Genomic DNA, 12,602 nt, shown 5'->3' with positions numbered 1-12,602 from the left:
GCACTTCCTCTGCGCGATGCAGAAAACGTCTATAAATTGGGTGGTGTGAGAAGCCTTCCAAATGTCCTTGCCATTGTCCTTGCCGGCGGCGAGGGAAAGCGCCTCTTTCCCCTGACGGAAGACCGCGCTAAGCCCGCCGTACCTTTCGGTGGTTCCTATCGCCTGATCGACTTTGTGCTGTCGAACCTTGTCAACGCCGGATTCCTCAAGATTGCGGTGCTGACCCAGTACAAGTCCCACTCTTTGGACCGCCACATCTCCCAAGCGTGGAACCTGTCTGGACCGACCCCGCAGTACATCGCCTCCGTGCCCGCCCAGCAGCGCCGCGGTAAGCGTTGGTACAACGGTTCGGCCGATGCGATTCTGCAGTCGCTGAATCTCATCTATGACGAGAAGCCGGATTACGTCATCGTCTTCGGCGCTGACCACGTCTACCGCATGGACCCAGCGCAGATGGTGGAGGAACACATCGCGACTGGCCTGGACTGCTCGGTGGCGGGCATCCGCGTCCCGCGTTCGGAAGCTTCCGCCTTCGGCTGCATCCAGGCGGATGGGATGGGCACGATTACGGAGTTCGTCGAGAAGCCTGCGAATCCTCCGGCGACCCCGGATGACCCGAACATGACCTATGCCTCCATGGGCAACTACGTCTTCACTACGCAGGCGCTTATCGACGCTTTGCTGGAAGACGAAAAGAATGAGGACTCCGCGCATGACATGGGCGGAAACATCATTCCTTATTTCGTGGAGCGTGAGCAGGCGCATGTTTATGACTTCATGGCCAATGAGGTGCCCGGTTCTACGGAGCGTGACCACGGCTACTGGCGTGACGTCGGTACTATTGACTCCTTCTATGAGGCGCACATGGACATGATTTCTGTGCACCCGATTTTCAACCTGTACAACCGTTCGTGGCCTATCCACTCCACGGATGATTCGAACTTCCCGCCGGCGAAGTTTGTGCAGAACGGTATTGCGCAGTCCTCGATGGTGGCTCCGGGCTGCATCGTCTCCGGCGGCACGGTGCGCAACTCCGTCTTGGCTTCGGACGTGCACGTGGCGGATGGCGCGACGGTGGAAGGCTCCGTCATCCTGCCGGGCGTGCGCATTGGCCGCGGCGCGGTGGTTCGCCACGCCATTCTGGACAAGAACGTGGTGGTCAGTGATGGTGCCATCATCGGCGTGGACCGCGAGCGCGATGAGGAGCGCTTCAAGGTTTCCGAAGGCGGCGTGGTTGTAGTAGGCAAGAACATCAAGGTTTAAGCCACAAGACAGCGCAGGGCACTAAGCGGGCGTACGGGTGGATTGAAGTCCACTCCACTCCCGCTTTTGCGGTGCTTGGCGGAGACTACAGCTTGGTGATGAGCGTCAAGCCTGCACCATAGGGCAGGCGCGTGACGGCCGCGCCTTCGAGGGAGCGGGCGTATTCATCGGCCTCGCGGGCGGCGGCGGTGTCGCGGTCGGTGCGGGAGGGATCGGCTACGGTGCCGTCGAGAAGCGCGTTGGCCAACACCAAGGTGCCGTGCTGGTGCAGCAGGGGCCAAGCAGCCTTGAGCAGCGCGGGCATATCGAGCGCGGGGGCCTCGGCGTAGATCACCTGGTAGGTGTCATTGGCCAGGCGGCCCATGATGTCGAGCGGCCGGGACGGCAGGAAGCGGCCGCGGCTGGGGGAGTAGCCGGCCTCGCGGAAGGTTTGCTTGGCGCTGGCCTGGTGCTCGGCCTCCGGATCGATGCAGGTGAGAATTCCATTCTCCGGCATGCCGGCAAGCAGGTAGAGGCCCACGACGGATGCAGCGGGAGTAATCGCCACCGCTTGCGGGCGGGAGGTGGTGCCGGAAGAGACAGCCGCGAGCGTGCTCAGCAGCTGTCCGGTCGCCTCATCGGGGGCCGGCAGGCCATACTCCTCCGCATGGGCGCGGGCGCCGGCGAGAACCTCGGAGACCTCGCTGGTGGATTCGATGTAGGTTCGCATTGCGTCATAAGCCGTAGTAGTCACAAAAGAAAACCATAGTGAAATCCCCACGCCTGCGTGCTGAGAATCGCCCGCAACTGCCTTTGCCTGTGACTCAAGAAGCGCATGTAAGAGGAGTGACGAATTCACAGCCTGCTCACAGTATGCTGGCTGGAGTTTCGGCGCGCACTATAGAAAGATATTCGCCATGACCACACAGCAGCGCGAGTTTGAGCCCGCTCACCGTTCCACCGATTCCTCCGCCACTGGCAGCCATGATGCCAGTGCTGAAACTGAGAAGTTGACCGGAACCGCTGCTTTCGATGCCGGCCAGGCCGAGATGCCTTCGTGGGGCGAGCTCGTGGCCGAGCACGCCGATGATGTCTATCGCTTGGCTTACCGCCTTTCCGGTAACCAACACGATGCCGAAGACCTCACGCAGGAGACCTTCATGCGCGTCTTCCGCTCCTTGGATAAGTACCAAGCGGGAACCTTTGGGGGCTGGCTGCACCGCATCACCACCAACCTCTTCTTGGACATGGTCCGCCACCGTTCCAAGATCCGCATGGAGGCCCTGCCGGAGGATTATGAGCGCGTCCCCGGCACGGACATGACTCCGGAGCAGGCCTACACGGTGGCCAACCTCGATCCGGCGTTGCAGTCCGCACTGGATAACCTGGCGCCGGACTTCCGCGTGGCAGTGGTTCTCTGTGATGTCGTGGGCATGAGCTACGACGAAATCGCTGAAACTCTCGGCGTCAAGATGGGTACCGTTCGCTCCCGCATTCACCGCGGCCGCTCCCAGCTGCGCGCGGCCTTGGAAAAGGAAGCCCAGACCAACGCGGACACCCGCAGCCTGCTGCGTACGCGCTAGACTGGGCAGCGTTTGAATCTGAGACCGCGAGACGTTCGGACTTAGGCAGCATGCCTAGGCAGGGAAAACTCGCACTGAGTTGAGGTGACGTTGAGGTGAAAGAAGAAGGGCATAATGATTGCCATTCCCTGAGCCTGTCCGGGTTCTTCACCGAGGCCCAAGCAAAGGTCCGCGATAAAGCCAAGGCCCGCGCTCAGCGGGCGGACACCATTGGCCACTTGGGGCCCGAGGCAGTCGTGGCTTTCGTCGACGGCGAGATGCCACCCAAGTATGCCCACCGCGTGCGCATCCACCTCGTGCACTGCCCGGAATGCCGCGCAGAAATTCACCACCAGCGCAATGCCGCCGAGTGGGTGCGCGAATGTAGCGTGGAATCCCACGTCAAGGCGCCGGATTCACTCATGGCGAAGCTCGCGGGCATCGCCCACCAGGGCGTCGGCCCCGGGCCGGATGCGGAAGCGCCCGCGCACCAGCCACGCCAGGACTTTCTGGACAAGGTGGAGATGGTCGTGCGCGCCATCCGGCACAACCAAAGGGGATAACTCAAACCCCGAAGCCTCCCGCGCGCCCGTCACCCTGTCTCCTTCATCGAAGTAGTTAAGATAGTTTCGTGTTTTCCTCAATTGGTTGGGTCGAGATCCTTGTCATCGTGCTCCTCGGCCTCGTCATCATCGGCCCCGAGCGCCTGCCCGGCGTGATCATGGACGTGCGCGCGGCTATCTACGCGGCGCGCAAGGCCATTGCCAACGCGAAGGCGGAACTCAACGGTGAAATGAGCGGTCTCGGCGCGGAGTTCGATGATCTCCGCGTACCTCTCAGCCAGGCGGCAGAGTGGACGCGCATGGGGCCGCGCGGGGTTATCACCAAGGCGCTTTTCGACGGCGACGATTCCGCCTGGGACGATTTCAACCCGAAAAAAATGGCTGAGGACATCAAGAAGAGCACCAGCCCGTATGAGCACGATGCAGAAGTAAACAACCAGCCCGCTCACCCCCAGCAAGGGCCAGTGCAGCCATCACAGCCACAAAATCAAGGCCGGCCGACCTTTGACTATTCACAGGTCTATCCGGACCTGGGCGCTCAGCAGCCGGCGGGGGAGAATCCGGTGGGGGAGAAGGCTACTAAAACGACGCAGCCCCCGCGCGGCGGGAATGCACCCACCGGCGAGGGCAGCTCCTCCTGGGAGGACGTAACTTAAGGGCTTTTAGCTCTTGCGGGTAACACCCAAGCCGAGCTTCTTGCCCACGAGGGAATCGGAGCGCACCGCAATGGAATCCGCCACCTTGTTGATGGCTGCGGTAGCGGGGGAGTCGGGCGCAGAGATGACGATGGGGGTTCCGGCATCGCCAGCCGCACGCAGGCTCGGATCGAGCGGGATGCTCGACAGCAAAGGAACCTCGTGGCCCAGCAGGACGCTGAGGCGCTCGGCCACCACTGTGCCGCCGCCGGAGCCGAAGATATCCATGGTGGAGCCATCCGGCATGACCATCGCACCCATGTTCTCAATCACGCCGGCCACACGCTGGCGCGTTTGCTGGGAGATGGAACCGGCGCGCTCAGCCACCTCGGCCGCAGCAGCCTGCGGGGTGGTCACAATCAGCAGCTCAGCATTCGGGATGAGCTGGGCCACCGACAAGGCTACGTCGCCAGTACCCGGCGGCAGGTCCAGCAGGAGTACGTCCAAGTCGCCCCAGAAGACGTCCGCGAGGAACTGCTGCAGGGCGCGGTGGAGCATCGGTCCGCGCCAGACCACGGGCGCGTTGCCCTCCACGAACTGGCCAATGGAAATGTGCTTGATGCCGTGGGAGATGGGGGGAAGCAGCATTTCGTCGTCAAGCACTGTGGGGCCCGCCGTGGAACCCAGCAGGCTGGGCACGGAGTGGCCGTAGATATCGGCGTCCACGATGCCCACCTTGAGCCCCTTGTTGACCAAGGCTGCGGCTAGGTTCACCGTGACGGAGGACTTGCCCACGCCGCCCTTGCCGGAGGCCACCGCGAAAACGCGGGTGGTGGACTCGGGCTTGGCAAAGGGGATCTCCGGCTCGGCCTGCCCGCCGCGCAGCTTCTGCTTGAGCTCTTTACGCTGATCGTCGCTCATCGGCGTCATGGAGATGCTGATGTTGCCGACACCGTCGAGCTCCGCTACGGCCGCGCGGGTATTGGACTCGATGGTGCCCTTCATCGGGCAGCCGGCGATGGTGAGATAAAGCTCGATGTCGACGTCCGGACCATTGACGGCCACGGACTTGACCATGCCCAGCTCCGTGATGGGGCGTCCGATTTCTGGGTCATCGACGCGGGTGAGCGCGTCGCGAACGGAAGATTCAGTAATAGCGCTAGTCATAACGCGCATTAGTCTAGTCACTTGCTATCGGGGAGAGCCACACCGCCGTCTGGCCAGCGGGGTGTGTAAGATTCAGCCAGATACTGCGGCCCAGCGCTGCTGACTGAGAACCCTGAAGAACAGCGACATGTGTGCTGCATGTCCGGTTGAATAGAAAGAATGCGCCTGATTCTGATGCCCCGCCTTATTGGACGTTCCCGCACCTTCGCCCGCATTGTTGGGGTGGCCTTGGTGGGGGTTGCGGGGGCGTCGCTTAGCGCCTGCTCCGGGTATGAACCCAAGCCGGTGCCGAACCCAGTGAACTCGGCGCCGATCACCATCATGATTGATCCGACTTCCCATAAGCAGCGCGTGCTGGCGGAAATCTATCGCCAGACCTTGCGCGATGAGGGGCGCGCGGCTACCGTATCCCAGAAACATATGCTGGTGCGCCAGGGAGGGGAGCACGTCAGCGGTATAAGCACCAACGGCAACTTCTTCGTTGGCTGCACGGGTGAATTCTTAAGCGTCTACAACCCGGAGGAAGCCCGCGCGATTTCCAAGGACTACGTGGCTGTCAAGGAAGAGGGCACCAAGGACGTGGACTTTTTGGAGCGCACCCACGTCGCGCTCATGGCGTCTTTGCCCCCGGAGGTCTCCGTCGTGGAGCCTGCCGGTGCCGAAGGCTGCCCCAATTCAAAACCGGAGCTTCCGCAGAATTACGTCGTGGTCTACCAAGACGGGCTATTCAACCGCGATGAAAAGCTGGAAGTTGCCTCCATTACCAAGTTCCTCACCGCGCAGGACCTCGATGAAGTTGTCCAGGAAGTAGAAGACTCCGAGGACTTTGAGGCGACCGTACGCGCCTGGATAGAGGCCAACCTCATGCAGAACCTCAATGAGGAAGGCGACTCCAACTCTTCCGGTGGCTCGGATTTGGTCCACGAGGAGTCCTAGAAGAGACAAGCTAGGGGGCGCAGTCCTCGGCGTCTGGGGGTGGCGATACGGGACTGCATATAACGGCGATGGGCACGCCCTGCTTGGCGACGTCTCGCCGCACCGCCCCACTCCCTACGTGTGGAAACCGATCAGTATCTCACAGAGTGGTCGATTCCAGGAAATCTATAATTCCCACGCGCTTGTGTACTTATTCTTAAAGATTCCAGGTAAAACCCTGTTTTTCTTGCGGTTTTATGTATAGGAGGGTACAATTTTTAGCGTTCACCTGCCTATTTCCTGTCAATCCTTAAACGAATTTGTGAGGAAATGTCTTGAGAAGCCGCCGCGGCTTTCGGGTTTCCGCACTGTGGGGTGGGCAGGGTACCGCATTTGAAAGGACCTAAGGAATGAATGCACCACGAAGTGGCTCGGCCCGTCGGCCCTCTTCCCGTAAAGGGGTAGCAGCTCTTTCTGCTATTACACTCGCGCTGAGCGGCCTCAGCATCACCTCTTTTAACACGGTGGTTCCGGAGGCTAATGCCGCCACCCTCAGCGGCGGCATCCGCGACAAGTCCGGCGCGGTGGAGAAGGACGCCCAGAAGGCCTCCGACCTGCCGGCCGGTTCGTGTACTGTCTCAGAAAGCACTACGGAGGGCAGCCAGGCTGGTTTCAGTTGGTATACCTCTGAGCCGTCTGCGACCAGTCCCTCGAAAACCCGGTGGGGCTTGAGCGTCTCCTTTGATAACTCGAAGGACCGCACGTTCGCCGATTGGGGCTTTACCAATAACGGCAGGATGGGCGCATACCTTGATGCAGCTCAAATTCCCGCTTTGAATGCTGGTCAGACCCTTGTTGACAAGGTGGTCACGCACAAGGCCGACGAAATTCTCGGTATTACTGCTTCTGGGCCACAACGACCCCTGAATCTCAATGCGAAGCTGACCGATGCCAAAGTCAAGCAGTTCGCTGAGGCCACTGCCACGAACCCGGTACGTTATGCCTGGCAGGGCAACTATAAGCAGGACAATCCTCAAGGGCCAAGGGCCACCCAGGGAACCAACTCATCCTTTACGGCCATCGTGAACCCGTGGCCGAGCGAGAACATCGAATGTAACCCGATTACGGTGTCGTGGGAGAGCTTCGAGAAGCACGTTATCGTCCCTGGTGAGCAAACCAAGGTCGGTAAGATCAACGTTCCTGCTGTTGCGAACGGCGGCACGGATGATTCGATGTCCCGCATGGTCGTAGAGGCCTACGACGGCAATGGCAAGTTCATCGGCACCACGGACCCGGCGGCATCTGGGGGTACGCAGAACCTGCGTATCGACGAAGCCACTGGCGAGATCTTCTTCACGTGGCCTGAGTACCGCGGTACTGACCTGGCCACTGATAAGAACGTAAACTTCTCCGTTCTGGCAAAGCCACGTACCGTCGACCAGCTCCAGGCTGCTGGTGAGAACAACAATGAGTGGGGTAACACTCAAGTATTCGATAGCTCCAACTCGCTGACGCGCTACAGTAAGGCGAACGTCATCGACTCGAAGGCGTTCTCCCTGGACGACACCGAGTACCACTCCCCGAAGTACGACAAGACGGATGCGTCGATCATCTCGGGCGTTGATAGTGCTACCGGTCCGATTGCTACCGAGCCGCAGAAGGTCACCTTCACCCAGACCCCGGACCTGATCAAGGACCTGGTCAAGAAGAAGGGTGACGGCGGCTTCGAGGCTAAGGTCACTCTGGACGAGAAGTACGTCTTCGATGGCTGGTCCGTTGAGATGGACGAGGACTACAACGTCACCGTCACTGCTCCTGAGAACCCGAAGCCGGGTAGCTTTGCGCAGCCCAAAATCACTGTCGAGTACTCGAACGGCTCCACAGACGTACTCCAACTCCTCGTGGTTGTCGACCCGAACAACACCCAGGTCACAGACCTCGTGCGCCCTGGCCTATCCAAGGGCAAGCTGAACGAGGAAATTACCGCCCAGGTGGGCACCAAGTCCATCATGAAGGGCCACAAGCCGGTCCACCCGGCCAAGTTCGAGATTGATCAGTCCACTGTCCCTGAGGGATGGACCGTCACCGTCGATGACACCGGCAAGGTTACCGCGAAGGCAGATGACACAGTCACGCCGGGCAGCATCATTACCCCGAAGGTGAAGGCAACCTACCCGGACCAGACCACGGATGAGATCGAGACCCAGTTCCAGGCGATCGTGGACATCAAGATCCCGACCTACGACACAGTGACTGGTCAGCCGAATGCGAGTGTCAGCCTCACGCCTGAAATCCCGGAACGCGGTTTGAGTGGCAACACGACCGATGAGGCCCCGACGCGCTACACCTTCGAGGATGGTACTAACCAGACCACCCTTACCAGCAAGGATGGTAAGACGTGGACCGTCTTCGTGGACGAGAAAACTGGTGAGATTACGACCACGATTCCGAAGGGTGCGCAGGAAGGCGACATCCTGAATGTTCCGGTCAAGGCTCACTACAGCGATGAAGGCAAGCAGAAGCCGCAGACGGTTGTCGGCACTGTCGTTGTCATTAAGGGAGACTTGAAGGCGAACTACAACGTCCAGGTCACCGCTCCGGGGCAGGAAGTCAAGCACCAGGTAGAGGACACTCCTGACGGCTCGACCTTCTCCTTCGGAAACAAGAATGGCAAGCCGGTTCTTACCCAGGAAGTCAATGGCTGGAAATACACCATTGACCCGAAGACCGGTGAAGTTTCCTCCACCCCGCCGGCCGATGCTAAGCCAGGTGACAAGAACACCGTCACGGTAACGGTTAACGCCCCGGGTGGTCTGACGACTCAGGCACCGGTTACCACCGTGGTCAAGCTGACCAACGCCTGGGAGTCTAAGCCGGTTGTGCCGTCGCAGACGGTCTACCCGGGTGGTACGGCGACCTCGCCGATTGGCGTCGAGAAGCCTGCGGAGATCAACCTTGATGCGGACAAGCCGTTCACCATTGATCCGAATGGCAAGGGCCTGGAGGCAACGGGTGAGAACAACGAGTTCGGCAACCCGACGTACAAGATGAAGACGGCTAACGGCGACTGGATCGTTGGTCTGGATGACAAGGGCAATGTCATCTCGACCGCGCCGGAGACCGCGAAGCCGGGCGATAAGATCGATGTCCCGGTCATCGTGACCTACGAGGACGGATCGAAGGACAACACCACCGCAACGGTCAACGTCATCGACGTTCCGAAGCGCGAGGTTCCGTTCCAGGTCGAGTACAAGTACGACGACACCGTCCCTGCCGGTACCTACAAGGTTGAGACCAAGGGTAAGCCAGGCAAGGAAGAGATGAACCTTGACGGCACCTGGGAGCGCACCCAGGAGCCAAAGAACGAAGTCGTCGTTGTCGGCACCAAGCCTGCCGAGAGCGCGAAGGACGTCGAATGGACGTTCCCGATCCCGTACCCGACCGAGGTTCGCGAGAACCCGGAGCTCAAGCCTGGCGAGATGAAGGTCATTCAGGAAGGCGAGAACGGCGAGCGGAAGTATTCCGCAAAGTTCACTTCCAAGGGCGACCAGGCTTCAGTGGCTGAGGAGAAGGTTACTAAGGAGCCGCAGACCCGCATCATTGAGGTCGGCCCGGGCATCCCTGATCAAGAGCTGACCAGTAAGAAGACCCAAGTGGTTCCGTTCGAGATCGAGTACGTCTACGACGACACTCTCGAGTCCGGCAAGCAGGTTGTCGACGAAGAGGGCGTCCCGGGTGAGCAGACCATCACTTCCACCCAGAAGATCAAGGACGGCAAGCCGGACGGCGAGCCCAGCATCAACATCGAGCAGACTAAGGCCCCGAAGAAGGCCAAGATCCGCATCGGTACCAAGACCACCGGTGAGAACGTTGAGACTGTTAAGTCTGAGGTTCCGTTCGGTGTGAAGATCGAGTTCGATCCGAACTTGCCTGCCGGCACGTCTGAGGTTGTGACGGAGGGTGTTCCTGGTGAGAAGACGGTGACGGTCAAGCGCGACATCACCAATTCCAAGCCGGGTGATCCGCAGGTCACCGAGGAAATCACCAAGCAGCCTGTTGATCAGGTGATCAAGGTTGGTACGAAGCCGTCTGAGGCTTCTGAGAAGGTGACCTGGACTGCTCAGGTTCCGTTTGAGGTTGAGACTCGTCCGAATCCGGAGTTGAAGCCGGGTGAGATCAAGGTCGTCCAGAAGGGCGTGCCTGGTGAGAAGACCTACACTGCTGACTTCACCGCTAAGGGTGATCAGGCAACGGTCACGCCGGAGGAGAAGCAGACCAAGGCTCCGGTTAACCAGATCATCGAGTACGGTCCGGCGACTGAGGACACCTCTGTGGTGACTAAGGTTGAGAAGCCTGTTCCGTTTGAGACTGAGATTGTCTTTGACGACTCCCTCAAGGAGGGTGAGCAGGTCGTTGATCAGCAGGGCGAGCTGGGTACCGAGGTTGTCACCTCTACCCAGAAGATCAAGGACGGTAAGCCGGATGGCGAGCCGACCGTGACCACCGAGCAGACGAAGGCACCGAAGAACGCCAAGATCCGCGTCGGTACCAAGACCACCGGTGAGGTTAAGAAGTCGGTTGAGTCTGAGGTTCCGTTCGGTATCAAGATCGAGTTTGACCCGAACCTGCCGGCAGGTACGTCGGAGACCGTTACCGAGGGTAAGCCGGGCAAGAAGACCATCACGGTGACCCAGAAGGTCACTAATTCCCAGCCGGATGGCGAGGCCACCGTTGAGGAGAAGGTCACCGAAGAGCCGGTTGATCAGGTGATCAAAGTCGGTACGAAGCCGTCGGAGGCTTCCTCGAAGGTTGAGTGGACTTCGCAGGTTCCGTTCGAGGTTGAGACTCGTCCGAATCCGGAGTTGAAGCCGGGTGAGATCAAGGTCGTCCAGAAGGGCGTTCCGGGTGAGAAGACCTACACTGCGGACTTCACCGCCAAGGGTGACCAGGCTACGGTGACCCCGGAGGAGAAGCAGACCAAGGATCCGGTTAAGGAGATCATCGAGTACGGTCCGGCCGCTGAGGACACCACTGTGGTGACCAAGGTTGAGAAGCCGGTTCCGTTCGAGACTGAGATCGTTTTCGATGATTCTCTTGAAGAAGGGCAGCAGAAGGTTGACCAACAGGGTGAGCTTGGCACTGAGGTTGTGACTTCTACTCAGAAGATCGTGGATGGCAAGCCGTCTGGTGATCCTGAGGTGAGCACTGAGCGAACCAAGGAGCCGACCAAGCAGATCATCCGCGTGGGTACCAAGACCACAGGCAAGAACACTGAGTCCATTGAGACTGAGGTTCCGTACGAGGTGAAGGTCGTCTACGACCCGAGCCTGAAGCCGGGCGAATCCAAGGTCACTCAGGAAGGCAAGCCGGGCAAGAAGAAGGTGACGATCGAACGCGACATCGTCAACTCCAAGCCGGGTGACCCGAAGATTACTGAAGAGATCATTGAGAAGCCGGTTGAGAAGATTGTCACTGTCGGCACCAAGTCGGCTGAGGCAACCAACAAGGCAACTTGGGTTGCGCCGCTGCCGTACGACACGATCGTGCGCGTGAACCCGGAGCTGAAGCCGGGTGAGATGAAGGTTGTCCAGAAGGGTGAATACGGCGAGAAGGAATTCACCGCCGACTTCACCGCGAAGGACAACACCTCCACGGTGAACACCACCGAGAAGGTAATCAAGCAGCCGGTTGAGCAGATCATCGAGTACGGTCCGAAGATTGACGACAGCGAGGTAGTGACCAAGCTGGAGAAGTCTGTTCCGTTCGAGACTGAAATCGTCTTCGATCCGAATCTGAAGGCGGGCGAGCAGGTCGTCGATAAGCAGGGCGAGCTGGGTACTGAGGTCGTCACTTCCACTCAGAAGATCGTGGACGGTAAGCCTTCCGGCGAGCCGACCGTGACCACCGAGCGCACCAAGGAGCCGAGCAACGCGGTCATTCGTGTGGGCACCAAGGCTGACCCTGTTTCCGACAAGGTCGAATGGACTGAGAAGACCCCGTACGAGACCGAGATTCGCGTGAACCCGGACCTGCAGCCGGGTGAGACCAAGGTTGTCCAAGAAGGCACGCCTGGTGAGATCAAGCACACCGTCACGGTGACTGTTGATAACGGCGAGGTGAACAAGGAGGAGTCTTCTGAGGAAATCAGCAAGCCTTCCCCGCGCATCATCGAGGTTGGTCCGGCTGAGAACCAGACTGAGCTGACGGATAAGCACACCGAGGAGATTCCGTACGAGACCATCATTGAGTACGACCCGAACCTCGAAGCGGGCAAGGTCGAAGAGGACCAGCCTGGTGTCAATGGTGAGAAGGAAGTTTCCAAGACTTGGAAGCTTGTAAACGGTGAGCCTGTGGGCGATCCGGAGACTACCGAGACGGTGACGAAGGATAAGCAGGACCGCAAGATCCGCGTTGGCACCAAGTGCAAGTGCGAGGGCCCGAGCGAGCCAGGCAACCCGGACAACCCGGACAACCCGGACAACCCGGACGAGCCAGGCAACCCCGATGAGCCAGGCAAC

8 protein-coding genes are annotated in these 12,602 nt (G+C 59.7%); 6 read left to right on the top strand and 2 right to left on the bottom strand.

Features of this window, described 5'->3' with window-relative positions:
• Window positions 1-45: 45 nt before the first annotated feature.
• On the top strand, window positions 46-1,263 hold the full coding sequence (gene glgC / locus HMPREF2537_RS11010; protein ID WP_070528943.1) for a glucose-1-phosphate adenylyltransferase: 1,218 nt from the start codon (window positions 46-48) through the stop codon (window positions 1,261-1,263).
• 85 nt (window positions 1,264-1,348) lie between these two features.
• Here the strand turns inward: glgC and HMPREF2537_RS11005 are convergent, their stop codons facing one another.
• Window positions 1,349-1,996, bottom strand: a complete 648-nt coding sequence (locus HMPREF2537_RS11005; protein ID WP_070528941.1) for an O-methyltransferase — start codon at window positions 1,994-1,996, stop codon at window positions 1,349-1,351.
• Between the two features lie 163 nt (window positions 1,997-2,159).
• Here HMPREF2537_RS11005 and sigE point away from each other — a divergent pair, with 163 nt between their 5' ends.
• The 3 genes from sigE (at window position 2,160) to HMPREF2537_RS10990 (ending at window position 4,023) form a co-directional block, all read left to right on the top strand.
• Window positions 2,160-2,825, top strand: a complete 666-nt coding sequence (gene sigE, locus HMPREF2537_RS11000) for an RNA polymerase sigma factor SigE (protein ID WP_070528939.1) — start codon at window positions 2,160-2,162, stop codon at window positions 2,823-2,825.
• Between the two features lie 95 nt (window positions 2,826-2,920).
• Entirely contained in the window at window positions 2,921-3,367 is a 447-nt protein-coding gene (locus tag HMPREF2537_RS10995) for an anti-sigma factor family protein (protein ID WP_070528935.1), read from the top strand.
• A gap of 68 nt (window positions 3,368-3,435) precedes the next feature.
• Window positions 3,436-4,023 carry a twin-arginine translocase TatA/TatE family subunit gene (locus HMPREF2537_RS10990; RefSeq protein WP_070528931.1) on the top strand — a complete coding sequence of 196 codons (588 nt, stop codon included), beginning with the start codon at window positions 3,436-3,438 and terminating at the stop codon, window positions 4,021-4,023.
• Between the two features lie 6 nt (window positions 4,024-4,029).
• Here HMPREF2537_RS10990 and HMPREF2537_RS10985 read toward each other — a convergent pair whose 3' ends face one another.
• Entirely contained in the window at window positions 4,030-5,169 is a 1,140-nt protein-coding gene (locus HMPREF2537_RS10985; RefSeq protein ID WP_210383652.1) for an Mrp/NBP35 family ATP-binding protein, read from the bottom strand.
• 159 nt (window positions 5,170-5,328) lie between these two features.
• Here HMPREF2537_RS10985 and HMPREF2537_RS10980 point away from each other — a divergent pair, with 159 nt between their 5' ends.
• Together HMPREF2537_RS10980 and HMPREF2537_RS10975 are read left to right on the top strand one after the other, a co-directional pair.
• Window positions 5,329-6,105 (top strand): hypothetical protein, encoded by a 777-nt coding sequence (locus tag HMPREF2537_RS10980; RefSeq protein WP_070528927.1) that lies wholly within the window; start codon window positions 5,329-5,331, stop codon window positions 6,103-6,105.
• Window positions 6,106-6,494: 389 nt separating this feature from the next.
• On the top strand, window positions 6,495-12,602 hold a 6,108-nt coding region (locus HMPREF2537_RS10975), incomplete at its 3' end, for a G5 domain-containing protein (protein ID WP_083299019.1).

The sequence above is a fragment of the Corynebacterium sp. HMSC074E01 genome (assembly GCF_001808885.1).
In the GTDB taxonomy this organism is placed as follows: domain Bacteria; phylum Actinomycetota; class Actinomycetes; order Mycobacteriales; family Mycobacteriaceae; genus Corynebacterium.
This window is presented reverse-complemented; position numbering and strand designations above follow the sequence as displayed.

Excerpts from the sequence above, each read along its gene's own strand:
- HMPREF2537_RS10980 (WP_070528927.1), top strand. The coding sequence starts at position 5,329 with ATGCGCCTGATTCTGATGCCCCGCCTTATTGGACGTTCCCGCACCTTC.
- HMPREF2537_RS10985 (WP_210383652.1), bottom strand. The coding sequence starts at position 5,169 with ATGACTAGCGCTATTACTGAATCTTCCGTTCGCGACGCGCTCACCCGC.
- sigE (WP_070528939.1), top strand. The coding sequence starts at position 2,160 with ATGACCACACAGCAGCGCGAGTTTGAGCCCGCTCACCGTTCCACCGAT.